The organism is Cupriavidus sp. 21MJTG02-4 (assembly GCF_057798975.1).
This window is the reverse complement of the sequence record NZ_JBYOJP010000003.1, coordinates 545,923-568,917: the sequence shown is the minus strand read 5'-3', so window position 1 is coordinate 568,917 and position 22,995 is coordinate 545,923. Positions and strand designations below refer to the sequence as shown.

Annotated in this window: 20 protein-coding genes and 1 pseudogene; 6 read left to right on the top strand and 15 right to left on the bottom strand. The window is 65.1% G+C overall.

The genetic code is table 11. From position 1 onward, the window contains the following. Positions 1–150 precede the first annotated feature (150 nt). Both AC3FKH_RS08915 and mdtD read left to right on the top strand, forming a co-directional pair. Positions 151–2,304 carry a TonB-dependent receptor family protein gene (locus AC3FKH_RS08915; protein WP_488674725.1) on the top strand — a complete coding sequence of 718 codons (2,154 nt, stop codon included), beginning with the start codon at positions 151–153 and terminating at the stop codon, positions 2,302–2,304. A gap of 86 nt (positions 2,305–2,390) precedes the next feature. Then, entirely contained in the window at positions 2,391–3,812 is a 1,422-nt protein-coding gene (gene mdtD / locus AC3FKH_RS08910) for a multidrug transporter subunit MdtD (RefSeq protein ID WP_488674724.1), read from the top strand. Positions 3,813–3,873: 61 nt separating this feature from the next. Here mdtD and AC3FKH_RS08905 read toward each other — a convergent pair whose 3' ends face one another. The 9 genes from AC3FKH_RS08905 to AC3FKH_RS08865 form a co-directional block, all read right to left on the bottom strand. Next, positions 3,874–4,530, bottom strand: coding sequence for a DUF799 domain-containing protein (locus tag AC3FKH_RS08905; protein WP_483733714.1), 657 nt, complete (start codon positions 4,528–4,530; stop codon positions 3,874–3,876). Further along, a complete protein-coding gene (locus AC3FKH_RS08900; RefSeq protein WP_488674887.1) occupies positions 4,527–4,955 on the bottom strand; it encodes a DUF4810 domain-containing protein in 429 nt (142 codons plus the stop codon). The genes AC3FKH_RS08905 and AC3FKH_RS08900 overlap by 4 nt, the downstream gene beginning before the upstream one ends. A gap of 30 nt (positions 4,956–4,985) precedes the next feature. Further along, positions 4,986–5,663, bottom strand: a complete 678-nt coding sequence (locus AC3FKH_RS08895) for a CsgG/HfaB family protein (RefSeq protein WP_488674721.1) — start codon at positions 5,661–5,663, stop codon at positions 4,986–4,988. 405 nt (positions 5,664–6,068) lie between these two features. Further along, the gene (locus AC3FKH_RS08890) at positions 6,069–8,789 is read right to left on the bottom strand and encodes a molybdopterin-dependent oxidoreductase (RefSeq protein ID WP_488674720.1); all 2,721 of its coding nucleotides are present in this window, start codon (positions 8,787–8,789) and stop codon (positions 6,069–6,071) included. Between the two features lie 45 nt (positions 8,790–8,834). Continuing rightward, a complete protein-coding gene (locus AC3FKH_RS08885; protein WP_488674718.1) occupies positions 8,835–10,076 on the bottom strand; it encodes an NAD(P)/FAD-dependent oxidoreductase in 1,242 nt (413 codons plus the stop codon). Positions 10,077–10,107: 31 nt separating this feature from the next. Further along, positions 10,108–10,491: a nitrite reductase small subunit NirD gene (gene nirD, locus AC3FKH_RS08880; RefSeq protein WP_488674716.1), complete on the bottom strand. Its 384-nt coding sequence runs from the start codon at positions 10,489–10,491 to the stop codon at positions 10,108–10,110. Positions 10,492–10,517: 26 nt separating this feature from the next. Continuing rightward, positions 10,518–13,079, bottom strand: a complete 2,562-nt coding sequence (gene nirB, locus AC3FKH_RS08875; RefSeq protein WP_488674714.1) for a nitrite reductase large subunit NirB — start codon at positions 13,077–13,079, stop codon at positions 10,518–10,520. 68 nt (positions 13,080–13,147) lie between these two features. Then, positions 13,148–14,461 carry an MFS transporter gene (locus AC3FKH_RS08870; RefSeq protein WP_488674713.1) on the bottom strand — a complete coding sequence of 438 codons (1,314 nt, stop codon included), beginning with the start codon at positions 14,459–14,461 and terminating at the stop codon, positions 13,148–13,150. 326 nt (positions 14,462–14,787) lie between these two features. Beyond that, the gene (locus tag AC3FKH_RS08865) at positions 14,788–15,255 is read right to left on the bottom strand and encodes a winged helix-turn-helix transcriptional regulator (protein WP_488674711.1); all 468 of its coding nucleotides are present in this window, start codon (positions 15,253–15,255) and stop codon (positions 14,788–14,790) included. Between the two features lie 90 nt (positions 15,256–15,345). Here AC3FKH_RS08865 and AC3FKH_RS08860 point away from each other — a divergent pair, with 90 nt between their 5' ends. After that, complete coding sequence (locus AC3FKH_RS08860; protein ID WP_488674710.1) at positions 15,346–15,954, top strand: GNAT family N-acetyltransferase; 609 nt, start codon at positions 15,346–15,348, stop codon at positions 15,952–15,954. A 13-nt stretch (positions 15,955–15,967) separates the two neighbouring features. On the opposite strand, the gene AC3FKH_RS08855 is transcribed toward AC3FKH_RS08860, so the two are convergent. Continuing rightward, a complete protein-coding gene (locus tag AC3FKH_RS08855) occupies positions 15,968–16,948 on the bottom strand; it encodes a Bug family tripartite tricarboxylate transporter substrate binding protein (RefSeq protein WP_488674708.1) in 981 nt (326 codons plus the stop codon). Between the two features lie 152 nt (positions 16,949–17,100). Beyond that, a complete protein-coding gene (locus AC3FKH_RS08850; RefSeq protein WP_488674706.1) occupies positions 17,101–17,973 on the bottom strand; it encodes an EamA family transporter in 873 nt (290 codons plus the stop codon). A 169-nt stretch (positions 17,974–18,142) separates the two neighbouring features. Here AC3FKH_RS08850 and AC3FKH_RS08845 point away from each other — a divergent pair, with 169 nt between their 5' ends. The 3 genes and pseudogenes from AC3FKH_RS08845 to AC3FKH_RS08835 form a co-directional block, all read left to right on the top strand. Continuing rightward, positions 18,143–18,853, top strand: coding sequence for an SDR family NAD(P)-dependent oxidoreductase (locus AC3FKH_RS08845; protein WP_488674704.1), 711 nt, complete (start codon positions 18,143–18,145; stop codon positions 18,851–18,853). A 141-nt stretch (positions 18,854–18,994) separates the two neighbouring features. Further along, positions 18,995–19,906: an adenylate/guanylate cyclase domain-containing protein gene (locus AC3FKH_RS08840; protein WP_488674702.1), complete on the top strand. Its 912-nt coding sequence runs from the start codon at positions 18,995–18,997 to the stop codon at positions 19,904–19,906. Between the two features lie 37 nt (positions 19,907–19,943). After that, a pseudogene (locus AC3FKH_RS08835) lies at positions 19,944–20,066 on the top strand (IS6 family transposase); the annotation flags it as partial. A gap of 43 nt (positions 20,067–20,109) precedes the next feature. Here AC3FKH_RS08835 and AC3FKH_RS08830 read toward each other — a convergent pair. The 4 genes from AC3FKH_RS08830 to AC3FKH_RS08815 form a co-directional block, all read right to left on the bottom strand. After that, on the bottom strand, positions 20,110–20,412 hold the full coding sequence (locus AC3FKH_RS08830) for a YciI family protein (RefSeq protein ID WP_488674700.1): 303 nt from the start codon (positions 20,410–20,412) through the stop codon (positions 20,110–20,112). Continuing rightward, on the bottom strand, positions 20,412–21,698 hold the full coding sequence (locus tag AC3FKH_RS08825) for an MFS transporter (protein ID WP_488674698.1): 1,287 nt from the start codon (positions 21,696–21,698) through the stop codon (positions 20,412–20,414). The genes AC3FKH_RS08830 and AC3FKH_RS08825 overlap by 1 nt, the downstream gene beginning before the upstream one ends. Beyond that, on the bottom strand, positions 21,695–22,045 hold the full coding sequence (locus tag AC3FKH_RS08820) for a cupin domain-containing protein (protein ID WP_488674885.1): 351 nt from the start codon (positions 22,043–22,045) through the stop codon (positions 21,695–21,697). The genes AC3FKH_RS08825 and AC3FKH_RS08820 overlap by 4 nt, the downstream gene beginning before the upstream one ends. Positions 22,046–22,117: 72 nt before the next feature. After that, on the bottom strand, positions 22,118–22,360 hold the full coding sequence (locus AC3FKH_RS08815) for a DUF2848 family protein (protein ID WP_488674696.1): 243 nt from the start codon (positions 22,358–22,360) through the stop codon (positions 22,118–22,120). Between the last annotated feature and the right edge of the window lie 635 nt (positions 22,361–22,995).

Below are 22,995 nucleotides of genomic sequence, written 5' to 3'. Positions count from 1 at the left end.
GATGCAACGGCCCCGTCTCGGGATGGGATGTTCCGCTCACTCCACGCATGGCAAATCCGGCGCAGACCATCTAAAGTTATCTCGCATCCACCTAATTCCGGCGCCGGATTGATCCCACGACCGCGCCAGTCCCGCAACCGCTCTCCAACGATGACAACAGGCGGCAAGCAGATCCTGGCAATCCGGCAACTCGTGGCGCGGCATACAGCGGTGTCTGTGTATTGCGTACTGGCCGGCATGGCGGCGACCGGCAAGGCGATGGCCAGCGAGCCGGAGGCGTCGCTGCCGGACGTGGTGGTCAGCGCATCGCGCAGCGAACAGCGACGGTTCGATGCGCCTGCCGCGGTGGACAACGTGCCGGTGGATCCGCTGCGCGCGACCTCGCCGCTCGTGAACTTGTCCGAGGTGCTGACCGGCGTGCCGGGTGTCGCGGTGCGCGATCGCCAGAACTATTCGCAGGACCTGCAACTCTCCGTGCGAGGCTTCGGCACGCGCTCGACCTTTGGCGTGCGCGGCGTGCGGCTGTATGTCGACGGCATTCCCGCCACCATGCCCGACGGGCAGGGCCAGGCCTCCACCGCCGACCTTGCCAATGCCAGCCGCGTGGAGGTGTTGCGCGGCCCGTTCGCGCAGATGTTCGGCAATGCCTCGGGCGGCGTGGTGCAGGTATTCACGCCGGATCCGCCCAAGGACGGTTTCACCGGCCGTGCGTCGACCGGATTCGGCTCCGACGGCCAGTGGCAGGCCGGCGTGTCGCTTGGCGGCGGCAACGACAAGCTGGGCGGCACGCTGGACGCCTGGACCTTCCAGACCGATGGCTACCGCGACCACAGTGCCGCGCGGCGCTACCAGCTCAATGCCAAGGTCGTGGCCCAGCCGACCGACGCCACGCGTGTGACCGGCCAGTTCAACTACTTCAACCAGCCGCTGGCGCAAGACCCGCTGGGCCTGACGCGTGCCCAGGCCGATGCCAACCCGCGCCAGGCGGTGCCGGCTGCCACGCAGTTCGATACCGGCAAGACCGTCGAACAGACGCAGGCCGGCGTGGTGGTGGACCACAAGCTGACCGAGGCCGACAGCCTGCAGGGCCGTCTCTATGTCGGCACGCGCCAGCTCAACCAGCGGCTCGGCATGAGCGGCATTGCCGCGACGTCCTCCGGGGGCATCGTCGACCTTGACCGGACCTACGGCGGCGGCGCGCTGTCATGGACGCGCCGTACCACCGCCGGCGGCCTGCCCTTGCAATGGACCGCGGGTGTGGAAGCCAATGGCATGCGCGACGGCCGCACCGGCTTCGTCAACAACAACGGCGCCCAGGGCGCGCTGCGCCGCGACGAGACCGACACGGCCACCGATCTCGGCGCTTTCGCGCAGTTCGACTGGAGCTTCCATCCGTCCTGGGAACTCGTGGGCGGCGTGCGTGCCAGCCGCGTGAAGCTCGGCATCGACGATCACTACATCACCACCGCGAGCCCCGACGACAGCGGCACGACCACGTACAACAACGTCAGCCCCGTGCTCGGCATGGTCTGGCATGCGCTCGACACGCTCAACGTCTACGCCAACCTGGGCCGCGGGTTTGAATCGCCGACGCTGACCGAGGTCGCCTACGGCCCGGGCGGCGTCGGCAGCAACCTTGGCCTGCAGGCGTCCACCAGTCGCCAGGGCGAGATCGGCGTCAAATGGCAGCAGCAGCGCCAGCGGCTGGAGGCGGCGCTATTCGATGCCGACAGCCATGACGAGGTGGTGCCCTTGTCGAACAACGCCGGACGCACCGTCTACCAGAACGTCAATGGCGTACACCGCCGCGGCATGGAGCTGGCCTGGCGAGGCGGCTTCGGCGCGCAGGTCGGCGCATCGGCTGACGGCAAGGCCGGCAGCCAGTTCGAGGCCGGCCTGGCCTACACCTACCTGTCCGCCTATTTCGGCGAATCGTTTCTCAACGCGCAGGGGCAGACTGTCAAAGCCGGCAATCGCCTGCCCGGCACGGCGCGCCACAGCCTGAACCTGGATGTTGCCTGGCGGCCGCTGCCGCCGCTCGTGCTCGGTGCGGAAATGCACGTCGACAGCCTGATCTATGCGGATGACCTCAACACCCAGGCCGCGCCCGGCTATGCCACCTTCAACCTGCGCGCCGGCTACGAATTCCGCCTCGGCAAGACGCGGCTGTTTGCGTTCGGCCGCATCGACAACATCACCGACCGCAGGTACATCGGCTCGGTCATCGTCAACGAAGCCAATGGCCGGTATTTCGAGCCGGCGCCGGGCCGGCGCTACTTCGTCGGCCTGCGCGCGGCGATGTAAGACAAGGCAGACTTGCCACGCCGCCCCCTGGCCGGCCTGATGTTGCGGCTTTGGCCTGTCCGCGGCCAGCACCGGAGTACACAGCCATGACCACGCCCATGCCTGACGACCGCACCCGCCGCATCATGCTGTGGGTGGTGGCGGTCGGCTTCTTCATGCAGACGCTGGATTCCACCATCGTCAACACCGCACTGCCGTCGATGGCGCGCAGCCTTGGCGAAAGTCCGCTGCGCATGCAGTCGGTCGTGATTGCGTACTCGCTCACCATGGCCGTGATCATCCCGGCGTCGGGCTGGCTGGCGGACCGCTTTGGCACGCGCACCATCTTCCAGGCCGCGATCGGGCTGTTCGTGCTCGGCTCGCTGCTGTGCGCGTATGCGGGCACGCTGCAGTTCCTGGTCGCGGCGCGCGTGGTGCAGGGCGTGGGCGGCGCCATGCTGCTGCCGGTGGGCCGGCTCTCGGTGCTGCGGACCTTTCCGCGCGACCAGTACCTGCAGGCGCTCAGCTTCGTCGCGATCCCGGGCATGATCGGCCCGCTGATCGGCCCGACGCTGGGCGGCTGGCTGACGCAGGCGTTGTCGTGGCACTGGATCTTCCTGATCAATGTCCCGGTCGGCATTCTCGGTGCGCTGGCGACGGTGCGCTACATGCCGAATGTGCGACAGGCCGGCATTGGCCGCTTTGATGTCGCGGGCTACCTGCTGCTGGCCGTTGCCATGCTGGCGCTGTCGTTCTCGCTGGACGGGCTGGCGGAGCTGGGCTTCCAGCATGCGACCGTGCTGATGCTGCTGATCGCCAGCATGGCCGCGCTGACGGCCTATGTGCTGCACGCCGGGCGCCGCCCGCAGCCGCTCTTCACGCTGCGGCTGTTCCGCATCCACAGCTTCAGCGTGGGGCTGCTGGGCAATCTGTTCGCGCGCATCGGCAATGGCTCGATGCCGTTCCTGATCCCGCTGACCTTGCAGATAAGCCTGGGTTACTCGCCGTTCAATGCTGGCCTGATGATGCTGCCTATCACTGCGGCCGGCATGGCATCCAAGCGGCTGGCCACGCGTCTGATCGAGCGGCACGGCTATCGCCGCGTGCTGGTCACCAACACGTTTGCCGTCGGCGTCGTCATGGCCGCGTTCGCGCTGATCACGCCGCAGCGTCCGCTGTGGATGGTCATCCCGCTACTGGCGCTGTTCGGCATGGTCAATTCGATCCAGTTCACCGCGATGAACACCGTCACGCTCAAGGACCTGAGCGGGACCAATGCCAGCAGCGGCAACAGCATGCTGTCGATGGTGCAGATGCTGTCGATGAGCCTGGCCGTCACCTCGGCGGGAGCGCTGCTGACTACGTTCGAGCAGGGGTTTGGCAACAGGCCGTCGGGCGTGCTGCCGGCGTTTCATGCCACCTTTGTCTGCATGGGGTTGATTACGTGTGCGTCGGCCTGGATTTTCATGCAGTTGTCACCGCATGAGGCAAGGGCGGTGGCGCATCGGACGGAGCGGGCGGAGGGGTAGGGGGGCTTCATCCGAATCCAGGCCGCAGGACGCGGACGTCCTGCGGCCAATACGCCGGATATCAATCCGACTGGTACTTAGGCGAGCGCGGACCGTACAGGATGCCGCCGGGTTGCCCGGCTGACAGCAGGCGGTAGCTCGTAGTCGCCGCGACCTTGTAGCTCGCATCAAGCGAGTGGTTGACCGCTTGCGTGATCGCCGCACTGACCAGCATGCCAATCAGGCCGCCGCCACTGCTGGAGCTGTCGGTTGCGGCCGAGGCCGTGCCGCTCCACAGCACATCGCCCGTCTTCAGGTCCACCAGCTTTGCACTGGCCGCCACGCGGGTGACGCTGCTGAAGACCTGGTACTTCGAACCGTACTCGGCCACGGTCACGTACAGCGCGGCGTCGGCGCCGAAGATCTGGCGCAGCTTGGCGACCGGCGTGGCGTGGATGTCGCCGGGAACGGTCAGGCCGTTCTGGCGGAAGGTCTCGTCAACCAGCGCCACCGGCAGCACGTAGTAGCCGGATTCCGCCAGCGGCGCGGTCGCTTGGGCGAGCATGCCGTAGGTCGCCTTGATGTCGGGCGATTCGTTCAGCGGCGGCAACACCAGGATGGAGCGCGGCCGGCTCGACTTGAACGCGGCGTAGTCCACCTGCTTGTTCGGCACGGCGCAGCCCGCGAAGAGCATGACGATGCCCAGGCTCGCGACATAGGTCAGAAGTCGGCGCATCATTTGCTGCTCCCTGCGGCGGTGCCGGACTTGGCGTCCACGGCGGTGCTGACCTTGGTGTCGGTCCGGGTATCGGTCTTGACGTTCCTGAGCAGGAAGTCCATATACGGCGTGGCTTCGGGGAAGATCGTTTTCTCGGTCTGGAATTCCTTGACCATCTGGTCGCCCTTGCCGATGTTCAGGTAGAGCATGCCAAGCTGGGCATGGTAGCCCGGCGGCACCGCGCCACCCTTTGCCTTGATCTTCTGCAGGCCCTCTTCGAGCGCGGCGACCTGCGCCTCCTTCGATTCGCCCTTGAAGTATTCGTAGACCTGGACCTGATAGCCTTCCCATTGATACATGGGCTGTGGGCCCGCGCAGCCGGCAAGCAGGAGGCTGCCCGCTGCCGACAAGAACGCTGCGCTACGCAGCGTGACCGTGTTTATCATCATTGTTCTCGTAGTCTTGCAGACAGCCGGTTACTGGGCCGGCTTCCAGGCGCCGCTGTCGATGGCGGCCACCATGTTGTTGATCGCCTCGCGCATGGCGAGGTCCATCACCTTGCCGTTGAGCGTCGAGTCATAGCTGGCCGTGCCGCCAAAACCGATCACTTCGCGATTCGACAGCTTGTATTCGCCGGCGCCCTGCGTCGAGTACACGACCTCGGAGGTGCTGATGTTGATGATGTTCAGGTTGACCTTGGCATAGGCCACTTGCTCGCGGCCCCGGCCGAGAATGCCGAACAGCTGCACATCGCCGACTTCCTTGCGGCCGAATTCCGTGATGTCGCCGGTCACCACGTAATCGGCGCCCTTCAGCCGTTGCGCCTGGTTCTTGATCGACGCCTCGCGCTTGATCTCGTCGAGGTTTTCACGCTCGAGCACGTTGAAGCGGTTGGTTTGCTGGAGGTGGGTGACCAGGCTGGTCTTGGCCTGGCCGCTCAGGCGGTCAATGCCGTCCGAGAACACGCCGCGCATGTAGTTCGAGCGATTGTCGAACTTGCCTACGGCAATCGGCGTGCGCACGCCGTTGTATGGCCGGCTGGCGCTTTCGACTTTCTGCACGGGCAGCGCAGTCGAGGATTCGGTGGCGCAGCCGCCGAGCATGGCGAGCAGCCCGGCCGCGGCAAGCACGGATACGGCAGTCAGTTTCTTCATGGATTTCCTTCGGAGAGTCAAAAACCAGGTTCATGCCCCAGCATCAGCGGGGAATCGATGCCCGAAGAGGTTGGAGTCAGTCAGGACTCTAAGCCAATTTGTGCGAAGAAACTCGGCGGATGTGAACGGATATTCGCCGCGTTCTTCGAACGGGACAGTCGGCGGGATCGCATGGACCTGCGTGCCGCCCGGTTAAGAGGCGCTCGGGAACGGGGGATTTTCCCCTCAGACGAAGGAGAACGCAGTCTGAGGCGTTGATGTCGACAAATCCTGCCTATCCGACGATGGACGGCGTGGTGCGGGTGCGAACCACACGCCGGACGTCAGATATCACAGTTCTTCACAATGCGTTGGGGAATTGCAACAGACGCAGACAACGAGCGGCGGGGCCGCTCGTTCGGGGGATCAGGCAGCCTCCGCCACCCGAACCTCCACCAGCAGCTTCTTCAACTCCGGCACGCAAGAGCCGCAGTTGCCGCCGGCCTTGACGCATGCCGTGATCTCGGCCGGGGTGGTCAGGCCATGCTCGCGGACCGCGTTGCAGATTGTATTGCGGCCCACGCCGAAGCACGAGCACACCGTCGGGCCCGCGTCGGCGCCTTTTTGCATCGGCTGCCCCATCAGCAGGCCGATGCGGTCGGCATCCTCCAGCCGTTCGCGTCCGAACAGCTCCGCCAGCCAGGAGCGCGAGGGCAGATCCGGGCGGGTGGCAATGTAGACGCACGCCTCCAGCCTGTCATTGACGACATAGCCCGCGTGATAGGTGCCGGCGCTGCGGTCCTCATACTCAAGCCAGTCCGCATCCGGGTCGGTCACGCCCAGCAGGCTGCGTGCCCATGCGGCACGGTCAGCAATGGCTTCGCGCCCGGCGAATTCGTAGCGCTGGAACCGCTGGCCCTGCACGCGCGTCCAGTAGGTGAGGGTGTCGGCGGGCAGTTCCTTGCGGCTCAGCACGAAGCCATGCCAGTTGACGCCGAACGGTTCCACGCACACCGGCGTGTGCTTGAACTCGGGTTCGCCGGACACCGGGTCGACCACCGGGTTGACGAGCGCGCCGACGCGCGCGTCGGAGCTGAACTGTCCGTTCCAGTGGATCGGCACGAACACGCTGCCGCGCGGAATGCCGCCGCCATGCCGCACGCGCGCCACCATCGCGCCCCAGCGCGTGGAAACGCGCGCGAGCTTGCCTTCGCCCACGCCGCATAGCAGTGCGTCCTGCGGATGCATGTCGACGAAGGGCTCTGGCAGGTGGTCCGCAAGGCGGGCCGACTTGCCGGTGCGCGTCATGGTGTGCCACTGGTCGCGCACGCGGCCGGTGTTGAGGATCAGCGGATAGTCGTCGTCCGGCGCGTGTGCCGGCGCACGCGTCGGCGTGGCGACGAAGCGCGCCAGTCCGTCGGCGTGGGCATAGCGGCCGTTTTCGAACAGCCGGCGCGTCCCCGCGGCCGAACCCGCGACCACCGGCCACTGCACCGGTTCGAAATTGTCATAGCTGTCCTTGTCCATGTCGGCGAGGCCACCGATATCGAACGCGCGCGGCGCTTCGACATTGCGCCACGCGCTCAGGCGTGCATGTTCGTCAAAGATTTCGTGCTGTCCGGCGTAGTCGAAGCCGGCAAAGCCCATGCGACGGGCCACGTCGCATAGGATGCGCCAGTCCTCGCGCGCCTCGCCGGGTGCCGGCAGGAAGGCACGCTGGCGCGAGATGCGGCGCTCCGAGTTGGTGACGGTGCCGTCCTTCTCGCCCCAGCCCAGCGCCGGCAGCAGCACGTGCGCGGCGTCGTTGGTATCGGTGCGTTCGATGATGTCGGAACTGACCACGAGTTCGCACTTGGCCAATGCGCGGCGGACCTGATCGGCGTCGGGCAGGCTGACCACCGGGTTGGTGGCGATCACCCATACGGCCTTGACCAGGCCCTGCTCGATCGCATTGAACAGTTCGACGGCCTTCAGGCCCGCGCGGTCGGCCATGACCGGCGCTTGCCACAGGTCCTGCACGATGTCGCGATGCAGCGGGTTGGTCAGCTCCATATGCGCGGCCAGCATATTGGCCAGGCCGCCGACTTCGCGGCCGCCCATCGCGTTCGGCTGCCCGGTCAGCGAGAACGGGCCCATGCCGGCGCGGCCGATGCGGCCGGTCAGCAGGTGGCAATTGATGATGCTGTTGACCTTGTCGGTGCCGGCGGACGACTGGTTGACGCCTTGCGAGAAAGCCGTCACGACCTTCTCGGTCTCGCCGAACAGGCGATAGAAGGCCAGCACGTCCTCGACGTCGAGCTTGCAGGCGCGCGCGACGGCCTTCGGGTCGTTGCAATCGACGGTTGCCTGCAGCGCATCATCGAGCCCCGACGTGCTGGCGCCGATGAAGGCGGTGTTGGCGTGGCCTTCGCGCGACAGGTAGCTTAGCAAGCCATTGAAGAGCCAGACGTCCGTGCCCGGACGCACCGCCAGGTGCAGGTCGGCCAGTTCGCAGGTTGCAGTGCGGCGCGGGTCGATGGCGACGATCTTCATCTCGGGCCGCGCTTCCTTGGCCTTCACCAGGCGCTGGAACACGATCGGATGGCACCAGGCCGTGTTGGACCCCACCAGCACGACGAGATCCGCGAGTTCCAGATCTTCGTAGTTTCCGGGCACCAGGTCTTCACCGAAGGCGCGCTTGTGGCCGGCCACCGCCGACGACATGCACAGGCGCGAATTGGTGTCGATATTGGCGGTGCCGATGAAGCCCTTCATCAGCTTGTTCGCAACGTAGTAGTCCTCGGTCAGCAACTGGCCGGATACATAGAGCGCGACGGCATCGGGGCCGTGTTCGCGGACGATGCGCGAGAACCCTTGCGCGACCGTGTCGAGCGCGTGGTCCCACGACACCTGTTCGAGCGCGCCGTCCGCGCTGCGCACCTTCGGATGCAACAGGCGGCCTTGCAGGTCCACCGTCTCGCCAAGGGCCGAGCCCTTGACGCACAACCGGCCTTGATTGGATGGATGCTCCGCATCCCCTGCAATCTCGACCTGCCCGTCGGCGCGCACCGTGGCGCGCACGCCGCAGCCGACGCCGCAGTAGGGGCAGGTGGTGGCGGTGGTGGTGGTCGGGGTGGCGGATACCACCGGGATGTCGGACAGATTCACGCTTTCTCCGTGGGGCGATGTCGTTGTCAGCGGGTGGGCCGTGCGTCAGGCCGCAAGCGCCTCGCACTGAGCCTTGCCGAACAGCAGGCGCTGGCGCAGCGCCGCCACCGGCGCGCGCTGCTGGATCAGGTCGAAGTACCACGGCCCGTCCTGCACGTCGCCGTACAGCACCGCGCCGATCAGGCGGCCGTCCTGCAGCACCAGCCGCTTGTAGACGCCGCGCCGCGCGTCGCGCAGGACCAGGTCTTCGCTGCCTTCGCCGCCGATGAAGTCGCCGGCCGAGTACAGGTCCACGCCGGTCACCTTGAGCTTGGTCGCCGTGGACTGCTGGATATAGCGGCGATGCCCTGAGCCAGCCAGATGCGCGGCACACACGCGCGCCTGGTCCCAGATCGGCGCAACCAGGCCGAAGGTGGCCTGGCGATGCTGCACGCATTCGCCCACGGCATAGATGCGCGGGTCGTAGGTCTGCAGCGTGTCATCGACGACGATGGCACGTTCGCAGTGCAGCCCGGCACCGGCCGCAAGCTCGATGTTCGGGCGCACGCCGGCCGTCATCACTACCAGGTCGGCAGGGATCTCGCTGCCGTCCTTGAAGCGCACGCCGGTCACGCGCGTGTCGCCGAGGATCTCGCCGGTCTGCGCGCCCAGCATGAAGCGCAGGCCCTTGCGTTCCAGCGCGCCCTTGAGCAGCGTGGCGGCAGGCTTGTCGAGTTGGCGCTCCATCAGGCTGTCGCACAGGTGCACCACGGTCACGTCCATGCCCTGACGCAGCAGGCCGTTGGCGGCCTCCAGCCCCAGCAGCCCGCCACCGATCACCACGGCGTGGCGATGGTTGCGCGCGGCATGCAGCATGGTCTCGACATCCTGGATATCGCGAAACGCGATCACGCCATCAAGCCGGTGACCGGGCACCGGCAGGATGAAAGGCTTGGAGCCGGTGGCCAGCAGCAAGCGGTCATAGTGCACCTCGCGTCCCGACTGCGCGCGCACCGTGCGGCGCGGGCGGTCGATGGCCACCACCGGGTCGCCGGCCAGCAGCTCGATGCCGTTCTGCGCATACCACTCGCGCGTATTGAGCATGATGTCGTCGACGGTCTTTTCTCCCGCCAGCACCGGCGACAGCAGGATGCGGTTGTAGTTGCCGTGGGGCTCGGCGCCGAACACTGTGATGTCGTACAGGTCAGGCGCCAGCTTGAGCAGTTCCTCGACCGTGCGCATGCCGGCCATGCCGTTGCCGACGACGACTAGCCGGGGCCGGGGCTGCGAGGGGGCGGATGGCGTCATGCGCAAGGTCTCCGTCAGGAATAGGATTTTGTCAGGCTGCGAGCTCTTCCTCGACTTCGCGCATGGCGAGATCGGCGGCCACCCAGACCTTGCCGTCATAGACGCGCGCCGGATAGGTATTGACCGAGTGCTCTGGCGCCTCCAGGCATTCGCCGGTGCGCAGGTCGAAGTGCTGCTTGTAGATCGGCGACGCCACCACCAGGCGCTCGCCCAGATTGCCGACCAGGCCGCGCGACAGCACGGCCGCCTGCGAATTCGGGTCGAAGTTCTCGATGGCGTAGACCTCTTCGCCGCGGCCGATACGGAACACCGCGACTTGCTGCTCGTCGACCAGCGCGCAGACACCAGTATTGGGCACGATATCGCGCAGGGTGCAGATCGCGGTCCAGGTTTCGGGATAGTGGGAATGGCTCATCACGTTCTCCTTGAGTTCGGCTGCATTCAGGCTGCTTTTGCGGGCACGGCTACCACGGGAATGTGGCTCAGGCGGGAACGTTGCAAGTTCCGTTCCTCCGGCGTGGCCGGGCGGATCTGCCCGCGCTCTTCGATGAAGACAAGGTTGTCGTCGCGGCGCTCGCTGTTCACGAAGTGGCGGAAGCGCTTGCGCGTTTCCGGGTCGGTGACGGCCTTCTTCCACTCGTCTTCATAGGTGTCGACCACGTGCTGCATGTCCGCTTCCAGGTCGGCGGCAATGCCGAGCTTGTCGTCGAGCACGACGGCCTTGAGGTAGTCCAGGCCGCCTTCCAGGTTGTCGCGCCACACGCTGGTGCGTTGCAGGCGGTCGGCGGTGCGCACGTAGAACATCAGGAAACGGTCGATGTAGCGGATCAGCGTGGCGCGGTCCAGGTCGCCGGCCAGTAGTTCGGCATGACGCGGCTTCATGCCGCCGTTGCCGCACACATAGAGGTTCCAGCCCTTCTCGGTGGCGATCACGCCGACATCCTTGCCTTGCGCTTCGGCGCATTCGCGCGTGCAGCCCGACACGCCGAACTTGATCTTGTGCGGCGCGCGCAGGCCCTTGTAGCGGTTCTCCAGTGCGACCGCCAGGCCGACCGAGTCGTCCACGCCATAGCGGCACCACGTGGAGCCGACGCACGACTTCACAGTGCGCAGCGCCTTGCCATAGGCATGCCCGGATTCGAAGCCCGCCTCGATCAGTTCTTCCCAGATATAGGGCAGTTCTTCTGCACGTGCACCAAACAGGTCCACGCGCTGGCCGCCCGTGATCTTGGTGTAGAGGCCGTACTTCTTGGCGACCTGTCCCACGGCGATCAGCCCCTCGGGCGTGACTTCGCCGCCCGGCATGCGCGGCACCACGGAGTACGTGCCGTCCTTCTGGATGTTGGCCAGATAGTAGTCGTTGGAGTCCTGCAGGCTGGCGTGCTCTTCCTTGAGCACGAATTCGTTCCAGCACGACGCCAGGATGCTGCCCACGGTCGGCTTGCAGATATCGCAGCCCATGCCGTTGCCATGCGCTTCCAGCAGCGCGTCGAAGGACTTGAACTTGCCCACGCGCACCAGGTGGTAAAGCTCCTGGCGCGAGTACGGGAAGTGCTCGCAGAGATGGTTGTTGACGGCCATGCCCTGCTTCTTCATCTCGGCCTTCATGATCTGCGTGACCAGCGGCACGCAGCCGCCGCACGCCGTACCGGCCTTGGTGCAGGTCTTGAGCGCGCCGATGCTGGTGGCACCGTCGCACACGGCGCCGCAGATCTCGCCCTTGGAGACGTTGTTGCACGAGCAGATCTGCGCGGTGTCGGGCAATGCGTCGGCGCCCAGCGCCGGCCGGGCCTTGCCGCTGCTGTCGGGCAGGATCAGGAACTCGGGCGATTCCGGCAGTTCGATCCTGTTCAGCATCATCTGCAGCAGCGTGCCGTACTCGCTGGCATCGCCGATCAGCACGCCGCCCAGCAGGTACTTGCCGCAGTCCGACACCACCAGCTTCTTGTAGACCTCCTTGCGGTCGTCGCTGAACTGGTAGATGCGGGTGCCCGGCACGGCGCCGTGCGGATCGCCGATGCTGGCGACGTCCACGCCCATCAGCTTGAGCTTGGTGCTCATGTCGGCGCCGCCGAACTCGACGGCTTCGCCGCGCAGGTGGCGGGCAGCCACGCGTGCCATGTCATAGCCCGGAGCCACCAGGCCGTAGATCTTGCCTTGCCACAGCGCGCATTCGCCGATGGCGTAGATGTCCGGGTCGGAGGTGCGGCAATGGTTGTCCACCGCGATGCCGCCGCGCTCGCCCACCGTCAGGCCGCTGGCGCGGGCCAGTTCGTCGCGCGGGCGGATGCCGGCCGAGAACACGATCATGTCGGTGTCGAGGTGCGTGCCGTCGGCAAACACCATGCGGTGGGTGCCATCCTCGCCGTCGACGATCTCGACGGTGTTCTTTCCGGTGTGGGCCGTCACGCCCAGGCCTTCGATCTTCTGGCGCAGCATGCGGCCGCCGCCTTCGTCGACCTGTACTGCCATCAGGCGCGGCGCGAACTCCACCACGTGGGTCTCCAGGTCCATGTCGCGCAGTGCCTTCGCGCATTCCAGGCCCAGCAGGCCGCCGCCGATCACCACGCCGGTCTTGGAGCGCGCGCCGCATTCACGCATCGCTTCCAGGTCTTCGATGGTGCGATAGACAAAGCAGTCCTTGCGGTCCTTGCCGGGCACCGGCGGCACGAAGGGATACGAGCCGGTGGCGAGGATCAGCTTGTCATAGGAGAGCGTCTCGCCGGTCGACACCGTCACGGTGCGCGCGGCACGGTCGATCGACACCGCACGCGCGTTCAGGCGCAGCAGCATGTTGTTGTTGCGCTCGAAGAAGCCCTCCGGCACCAGCGAGAGATCGTCGGCCGACTTGCCGGCGAAGAATTCGGACAGGTGCACGCGATCGTAGGCGGGACGCGGTTCTTCGCACAGCACGGTCACTTCCAGGTTCTGCGCGCCGGCGTCTGCCAGCGATTCGAGGAATTTGTGACCCACCATGCCGTGGCCGACGATGATCAGTTTCATGATGCGTTCCTTGTCCGGTAGTCAGTCTGTGCTGCTCTGGGATACTGCTTTCGTGGAGATGCGGGGATTCAGTTGGCCAGCGCCCTGTCGTACAGCGCCTGTTCCTGCGCCTTGTGCTCGGCGCTGAAGCGGATGGCGATGGCGCACAACGCAGCCAGTGCCGCCAGCACGCCCAGCACGGTTAGCGTCTGCTGCAGGTCGCCCAGGCCCTTGAGCAGGAAGCCCGCGGCCACCGCGCCCACATTGCCGCCGGCGCCGATGATGCCGGCCACGCCGCCGAGCGCCTTGCGATCGATGAACGGCACCAGCGCATAGGTGGCGCCGCAGGCCATGTGGGTGAACAGGCCGAACAGCAGCATGGCGATCACGGCCAGCGTGGCGGTGCCGGCGTGCGCGAACCACAGCAGGCCCAGGCCTTCGCCGAGGATCAGCACGAACAGCAGCGACGCGCGTGCATCCAGGCTGCGGCGGCGCGCCACCTTGTCGGACAGCCAGCCGCCTAGCGCACGGGCGAACAGCGCCAGCAGGCCGAAGCTGCCGGCCGCCAGGCCTGCGGCCTTCAGGCTCAGGCCGAAGCGGTCCACGTAGAACGTGGCGGCGATGTTGTGGATGAAGATTTCCACGCCGAAGCAGGCGCCGTAGGTGATGAACAGCAGCCACACGCGGTAGTTGGCGCTGGCCATGCGGAAGCTCTCCCAGCCGCCGCCCTTGCCGCTGCCCGTGATGGCCTGGCCGCGCGCGCGCATGTCGGCGTAGTTGCCTTCCGGGCAGTCCTGCGTGAAGCACCAGTAGATGACGGCCATCACCAGCATCAGCACGCCCGGCACCAGCAGCGCCACGCGCCAGCCCATGGTGTGGTCCACGCCCAGCATCAGCACGGCGCCCAGCAACATCGGCATCAGCGCCTGCGCGGCACCGCCGCCGGCATTGCCCCAGCCGGCCGCCGCGGCGTTGGCGGTGCCGACCACGTTGGGGGCGAACATGACCGAGGTGTGGTACTGCGTGATGACGAAGCTCGCGCCGACCGCGCCGATCAGCAGGCGGAACGCGAGAAAGGTCTCGTAGCTTTGCGCGAACGCCACGCCGATCACCGGCAGCGCGCCCAGCGCCAGCAGGCCGGTGTAGGTCTTGCGCGGGCCGAAGCGGTCGCACATCGGGCCGATCACCAACCGCACCAGGATGGTCACCGCCACGGCCGCGATATTGATGTTGGCGATCTGCGCCGGTGTCAGGCCGAACTCGCCCTTGAGCACAGGCATCAGCGGCGCGCAGGCGAACCACGCGAAGAAGCAGACGAAGAATGCCATCCAGGTCAGGTGGAAGGCGCGCATCTGCGGCGTGCCCAGGCTCAGCAGGTCGATGCGGGTGGCTTTGCCAGTCATCTCTTTCGCTCCGAAGAGCGGTGCGTGCGCACCGCCCAGAAAACAAAAGGCGTCCCGCGAACCAGGGTGATGCCGGTTCAGGGGACGCCGTTGTCCATGCAGCGGCTACTTGGCATAGCCGCGGCGTTTGTGGGGTGGAGGGATCGCCGTTGATCCGCCCGCGTCATTTACGCAAGCGCTGTGCCAGGGGCGAAGTGATGGTGAACCGGATGTTTTGCCGCGAACGGGTGGGGTGTGGGAGTTGCCGGCGCGCTCAGATGGGGCGCGTCGGCCGGCATGGCACAGTCATGGTGCGCTGCAATGATTCGCTGCGGTGCCAGGCGCAATCAATCTTGTGGCGTGCCCGCTGGCGCGAGCCGGATGACGTGCATGTCGGAGGGCGACACCGCCCGGCCGTCTTCGTCGATCAGCGCCGCGCTGACACGCTGACCGTTGCGGCGCGAGCGGATTTCCACCGGGCCCGTGCCATCGGCCGCCAGATGGCGGTCTCCCCATTGCATCAGCCCGACCAGTACCGGCAGCAGTTCCACCGCGGCGCGGGTCGGCCGGTACTCGAAGCGCTCGCGCTCGCCGGGCTCCTTGTAGCCAACCCGGCGCAGCAGGCCGGCCTCGGTCAGCGTCTTCAGGCGGGCGGACAGCACGGCGGGTGAGCATTCCAGCCGGTGCAGGAAATCATCAAAGCGGCTGACACCCTGGAAGATGTCGCGCAGGATCAGGATCGTCCACTTCTCGCCGATCAGCGCGAGCGTGGCAGCGATCGAACAGTCGCGAAGGTCCGTGGCCGTGGCTTTCATGATGCACCGAGCATAGCACGCTGACTTCGTTTGCAAAAGTCAGGGGTTTGCCTATACTCGGACTACTAATTATGAAGTCAGGTGGCGACGATGTACGAATCATGGCTGGGACGGGCGGCGCGGACATCACGTCCTTTTGGCAACGAAAACTGGACACTGCGGCGCGGTGAGCCGGTGACGTTGCGCGCCGCGCGAGCGCAGGACGGCGCAGCGGTACGCAGCATGGTTGAGGGCCTGTCGCGCGAAAGCCGCTATTTCCGCTTCCTGACCGGCGGCCGCGTGGCCGATGGAGTTGTGGAAGGACTGGTCTCGTCTGGCGCGGACGGCGTAGCCCTTGTGGTAACGGCTGCGAGCGCTGACGGCGGGGCCGAAGCGGTGATCGCCAACGGCCAGTTCGTGGTGACCAGCCACGGCACGGCGGAATTCGCCGTGCTCGTGGCCGATGCCTGGCAAGGCCAGGGGCTTGGCCGTCGGCTGATCGCCAGGCTGTTGCAACTGGCGCATGCAGCCGGCATGCGTCGCATGCGCGGCGATGTGCTCAGCGAGAACCGGCGCATGCTGGGCATCCTGCGCGGCCTGGGGTTCAGCTGCCGGCGCAACCCCGAGGACAGCCACCTCCACGAGGCCACGCTTGCGCTCGGTGCCACCGCGGCCAACCCTGCCACATCGATAGCTGCCGACTGGGCCACTGCCCGCTGAACCAGGCGTCGAACTACTCCACGCGCGCGCCCGAGACTTTCACGATGCGCTCGAGTACCGGCATGGCGGTCTGGTAGTCATCGCGGAAACGGGCCGACGTCGTGCCCATGGCTTCCAGCCCGGCCACCTGCAAGCGAGCCTTGACCGCGGTGGTGTTGGCGGCCGCGATGGCTTCCTTTTCGAGCCGGGCCAGCACCGGGGCCGGCGTCGCAGCCGGTGCGACCAGCACCAGCCACCCGACCGGGCGGAACTCGGGCTCCGTCAGCCCCGCCTGCTGGAACGTCGGCACGTCCGGGATGCCGTCGATGCGCTTGTCGCCCGTCACCGCGAGCGCGCGCAGCTTGCCGGACTCCAGATAAGGCTTGATCGACATATACGAGCCGATTGCCATCTGCACCTGTCCGCCGATCAGGTCCTGCAGCATCGGCGCCTCGCCCTTGTAGGCGATATGGCTCATCTCCATGCCGCGGCTGTTGCTCATGAACGCGCCCATCAAATGCGCGGCCGAGCCCACGCCCCACGAGCCGTAGTTGACCTTGCCCTTGTTCTGTTGCGACCACTCGACAAATTCCTTCACGCTCTTTGCCTGCACCGACCTCGCGGGCACGGCCAGCACCAGCTGGCCCGTGGCCACCTGCGAGATCAGCGCGAAGTCCTTGCGCGGATCGTAGGGCAGCTTCGCGTACACGAACTGGTTGGTCATGATGGGCAGCGTGGTCGTGAACATCATGGTGTAGCCGTCGGCGGGAGCCTTGGCGACATAGCTGGCTCCGACGATGCCGCTTGCGCCGGCACGGTTCTCCACCACCACGGGTTGTCCGAGCCGCTTGCCCATTTCGTCGGCCATGGCGCGTCCGACGACATCGGCGGAACCGCCGGCGGGGAACGGCAACACCATGGTGATGGGCTTGGCGGGCCACGTCTGGGCCGCGGCTACCGAACAGAGTCCGGTCACGAGTCCGACTGCTGCCAGTGCCACCTTGATGGTTCGCATGCTCTGTCTCCTGTTTTTATGGAAGGCCGGTGTTGTACCGCGCGGTCCAATTTGGAGCCGGCACCAGATTCAGTCAAGCTCGCAGGGCAGAGGGAAAACCATGAAGAGGCTGCAAGTTCGGCCAGAACGTTCTGGCCGATACGAAGCGCGGATTAACCGGCCGGCTTTCCGCGGGCCGTCGCCGTGCAGCCGATCGAGGCCACGATGATGCTGCCTATCGCCAGCCACTGGATTGCGCTGAGCTGCTCGTGCAGGAACACCAGTCCAGCTAGCGCGCCCATCGCGGGCTCCATGCTGAGCAGGATGCCGAAGGTGCGTCGCGGCAGGCGCTTGAGCGCCACCATTTCAAGCGAGTAGGGAATCGCGCTCGACAGCACGCCCACGGCCAGCCCGGCCAGCAGCAGCGGCGGACTGAACATCGCCGTGCCGGCATGCGCCACGCCGAACGGGAGCACCACCAGTGCCGCCACGGTCAGCCCGAGCGAGGTCGCCTGGCCGCCGTGTGCGTTGCCGGCGCGCTGGCCGAAGATGATATAGAGCGCCCAGCCGACGCCCGCCGCCAGCGCGAAGCCAATGCCGACCGGATCCAGATGGGTCGAAGCCTCGCCCAGCGGCAGCAGCAACAGCAGCCCGGTGACGGCGAACGCAATCCACAGGAAATCGATGGCGCGGCGCGACGACAGCACCGCCACGGTGAGCGGGCCGGTGAATTCGACGGCAATCGCCAGGCCGAGCGGAATGGTGCGCAGCGACATGTAGAACAGCAGGTTGGTCGCGCCCAGCGCGGCCCCATACAGCGCAATGGCCCGCGCATTGGCGGCGGACAGCGGTATCCGCCACGGGCGCCACACGGCTAGCAGGATCAACGCCGAAAAGCCCACGCGCAGCGCGGTGGTGCCTTGCGCGCCGAGCGCGGAGAACAGCGACTTGGCGAACGAGGTCCCGATGCAGAGCGAGGCCATCGAGCCGGTCAGCGCCACGACGGCGAGAAGGGTGGCGCTTTGCCGCAAGCGGTTCAGAGGCAATTGGAGATCCTGGGTTAGGTGACGCAGCCGCATCTTGCGCCATGCGCGCGCCGGGCGCCATAGACGGGTGAAGCAATTCCGTGCTGTACAGTTCGCGCGACATCCGGGATTTCCCTTTCGGCGCGGCCCGACTATGGTGGAGTCAGTCCTTTGCCACGGGAGCCGGGAGATGGAAACCGCCGTTCGTCATGTCGTCATCACCGGCGCCGCCGGCGCCCTGGGCCGCGCAGTGGCCAGCCGTTTCGCCGCAGAGGGCTGCCGCCTGGCCCTGATCGACCATAAGCTGCAGCACCTGCAAAGCGTCTTTGCCCATCCGGACGGGGACGGCGGCATGCTGCTGCGCGAGGCCGATGTCACGTCCAGTAGCGCCATGGCCGCGGTCGGCGCCGAGATCCTCGACACCTTCGGCGCGGTCGATGTCGTGGTCCACGTGGCCGGCGGCTTCGAGATGGGCGAGGCTACGCACGCCATCAGCCGCGAATCGTGGTCGCGGATGATGGACCTGAACGCGTGGTCCTTCATCGCCGTGACGCGTCCGTTCATTCCCGCGATGCAGGCGCGGGGCAGCGGCAAGGTCATTGCCGTGACGGCGCGCAGTGCGTCGGCAGGCGCCGCCGCCATGGGCGCGTACATTGCGTCCAAGAGTGCGCTGCAGCGGCTGGTCGAAACCCTGTCGCGCGAAGTGCGCGGGGCCGGCATCAACGTCAACAGCATTGCCCCGAGCGTGCTCGATACGCCGGCCAACCGGCGCGACATGCCGGATGCGGATCCGGCGCGCTGGGTATCGACCGGGTCTGCCGCGCGCATGGTGTCGATGCTGGCGTCCGATGCGGCGGCGTCCGTGCATGGGCAGCATCTCGTGCTCGATGGCTTGAGCTGAATTCCGGTCGATCATGGGGGCCGTGGCGGCTAGCCATTCAGGTTGAGCATAGCCAGCCGCGGTGCCAGAATTCCAGCATGGCGCGATCGCGTGACTGCATGGGGACCTGGCCCGCCGGACGGGCGGCGGGTCCGGGCGCAAATGGACCGAGAACCGCTTAACGAGGCGCCGGACGGGTCGGTGATGTTCGCTGACCTCAGCGGCAGCACCAGGCTGTACGAGGTGGCCGGCAATGCGGCGGCCATGGCCGCGGTCGCGCGGTGTCTGGGCGTCATGCGGTCCTGCTCCGAAGCGGCTGGCGGGCGCATCGTCAAGACCATCGGCGACGAGATCATGGTGCTGTTCCCCGCGGCCGCGCGCGCGCTGCAAGCCGCGCTCGACATGCAGTTCGCGGTGTCGCAGCTGCCGCCGGTGTCCGGCGTGCCGATGTCGATCCATATCGGCTTTCACCATGGCCCGGTGCTGTCCGATGCATCGGGCGACGTGTTCGGCGACACCGTCAACCTTGCCGCGCGGCTGTGCAAGCTGGCGTCGCGCGGACAGATCATCACCAGCGCGGAATCCGTGGAGCAGCTTCCTGACTGGCTGCGCCAGGCCACGCGCTACCTGTACCCGACACAAGTGCGCGGCCGCGAGCAACCCGTCGAATTGTTCGAGGCGATCTGGCAGCAGGCCACCGACCTGACGCTGATCGATACCGAAAGCCCCCGGACCGCCTGCTCGGTGTTTCTCACGCTGCGCTACCGCTCGGCGGTGGTGGAGATGAATCTTGCCTCGGCGCCGGTCACCATCGGTCGCGACAGCGGCATGACGATCGTGGTGTCGGACCGCCGCGCCTCGCGCTTCCAGGCCACCGTGGAGACGCGCGGCGGCCGCTATGTGCTGGTAGACCGCAGTTCGAACGGCACGCATGTCACCCTCGACGGCGAAGACAGCTTCATCCTGCGCCGCGACGACGTCATGCTGCGCGGTCACGGCTGGATCACGTTTGGCCAGGCGCTGGACAACACCGAGGAAGGGGTCGAGTTCTTCGTGCGCGTCGAGCGCGTGTGATGGCTGGTGGGCGTACCGCGGACCCTGGTTCCCCGGCGTGACCGTCAGCCACGCAGTGCGCTGGTACTACCGCCGCCAGTTCAGCTTGCGCGACATCGAGGCGTTGCCGTTCGAACCCGGCGTAGTGGTCAGCCGCCAGTGGCCCGGCGACGGCGGGGCAGCACCCGGCACCTCGACTTCGTCAAGTTGACAGCATCCCGACGCTAACTCGGTAACGGAAAGCCCCTGCGCTGTGTCCACAGATTCTGGAACGGCCGAACGCTCACGCTGGCATAGAGTCCGGCAGTCGTGTATGGCTCCGCATTGATAAAGGCTTTCGCCTCCTCCAGTGAGTCGAAGTCGAGCACCAGCAGGCTGCCTATCGGTGTAACTCCATCATCCGCAAGCAACGGTCCTGCAAATGCAAACCGATCTGCGAACCTTGCTAGATACTGGCGATGCGCCGGCCTGTGGGTATCTCGCAAATCCGAGCCGGGTGAATCGACGTTGTAGAACGTGTAAAGCATTATGCTGCCCTCGCAACGTAGACGTTCTTTCCGTGAGTTTCCACAAGACACAGCCCCGCGAGCAGGCCAACTGCCGAGATCGCAGCGAGCAATCCGATGGAATAGGTCATGCCTGGCATCCCTAAATGGTCAATCAATGCACCAATTGCCGGCTGAAGGATACCTGCGGCCATGAACATGCTGGTGTTGGTGACGCCAATCGCCATGCCGGCAGAATTTGGGGCGTTTACCTCTTTCGCAATCGCCCAGATCAGCGTGTAACCGGTCGATGCGATGCCCTGCAACGCAAAGACTACGTAAGTTTCACCCGTGAACGCCTTCATCGTCCCCAGCATTGGCAACCACGAGACAAGGTAGACGAAGGCAAGCACCAACAGGAGTCCTTTGCGGTTGCCCAGACGGTCCGAAGCCCTGCCAAGAACGAGCGCCGTGAGTGCATGACACAGAATCATGACAAGCACATGCGTAGATGCCTCGGCTTTTGTCAGTCCGATCGCTTCTACGAGAAACGGTACAGCCCAGAGACTCGTGAAGGTGAAGAAGGTGCCGCAAATCCCGAAGCCCACCATGAAGCACGGCCATGTCCTTGGGTTCGTCAAGACAGCTGTCAGCTGTCGCGCCCATGCCGTGCCAGCAGGAGGTGCTGGTGCATGAGATGGACCGTCTGGATGGGACAGTCCAAGATCGGATGGCGTATTTCGCACAAAGATTGCGATAAGCACGCCGGCTAACAGCGTGAGAGCGCCAATGCCACCAATAATCGCGCGCCAACTTACTACCTGCGCCAACATCTGCAGCGGCGTCGTCGATAAAATCGAGCCCAGGTTGCCGAATAGCAGTGTCAAGCCACTCAGGGTCGCGAACTGCCGCGATGAGAACCACGACGCATTCAGACGAAGCAGAGCCACGAATGGAATGGCTGCACCAAATCCGATCAGGCCACGTCCGATATATGCCATGTCAAGTGTATGAGCACTGGCAAAGATAGCGGCACCCAATGCGGCCATAAAGCACCCGACAGCGAGTAGCAATCTCGGGCCCATCGTGTCGGCGATGATTCCAGTTGGAATTTGCATGGCCATCACTACAAAGAAATACACCGCAGCAATGGATCCGAGTTCGATGCTGGATGCAGAAAATGCGGTTTGCAGTTCCATCGACAGCGCCGCAGGTGCCACACGGTGGAAGAACGACACCATATAGGCCACTATGGCGAGCCAGAAAGTTGTCCATTGCGCCAGTCGGAGCCGTCGCTGCTCTCTTGCATAGATGGTAGACGTCGTCATTCCTGGCCCCGCTCCGACGCCATCGCCACAACGTAATCCCTCGCGTAGTAATGGATTTCCAGCAGCATGCAGCCCTTTTCGGATTTGAACGGCCCGTGAAATGCACCGGGCGGCCGGCAAGCATAGGTATTCGGGCCAAAAGGTGTTCCGCCATTTCCGTTGGCATCGTTCCCTACGATCAGGTCGCCCTGAAGGAGGTAGACCTCTTCCCAATACTCGTGCACAAATGGCGTGGTCGTATAGATCCCCGGAGCAAAACGAAGTAGCCGTGTTCTGCTTCCCGTACGAGTCTCTGATGAGAGCTTCCCACACAGAAGCTTCTCCTCGATCCCCTCGGGATAGCCCATGGGGGCACTCCATCCTTCATGCAGGTCCAGGGAAACAAACTCAAGATGTGGCTTCAGCAAGATATTCTCCTATCAAATGACCTTGACTTCGTATGCACATGTGAGCGTCCTGCCAAGCACCGGGTCGTGGAGTTCGGCCCGAAAGAACTGCGCGGCGCTCACAGCGCCAATAACCGGAATAGTGCCGCCAAAGAGCATATGCCCGTGACGGAACGGTATTTTGATCGTCGAGAGTAATTTCCTTGGATGTAGTAGCGCCGATACAGACCTCTCCTGATAGAGTCGCTCAACGCCATGTGTTGTCGCAAAGGGCATCCAGCAAGCGTTGGGCAGGAGCGAAGTCGGGAAACCCTTGAGACAGATTCACTGCGCCATGCTTTTTCGCCGCTCGTGCCAAGTCAGCAAAGATGGAGCCCTTAACATTAGGAAGCCTTGAATCAGAGATAATCGAGGGCATAGCCGTGGTTCACGGTGGAAGTATCACGAAGGTTGTATGGTAAATTCCGTAAACTGCGTTATGCCATCGGATTTTTACGAAAATTCTCCGATAGTATTTGCAGCTTCACCCTGCCAGACGGCCTCCATTCTTCTCCGCATAAAATTAACGTGAATAATATTTGGTATTTGGATGGTAATAAGGGTTCGGAATGGAAAAGTATATTCTGTTCGTCGTGGTAGATCAGTCCATCGGTTCGCACATCGACAAATGTGATGATGCATATCAATTTTTGAATGTAGGCATCCGTGGATTTCCTCCGGAGCCAACGTCATCAACGGGCGTGTCACCCTCGATCCCAGCAAGCCGACGGTATTTCGCCCTTTGGTTTGGGCGTACTGCACCTGGCACTTGAGCAGATGGTCTACCGCATTGCGTGTGCCAACAACCAGCATCAAGAAATCGCCGACTTCTTCCACACTACGTCGCGTTGGAACAATGCATAACAGATGAA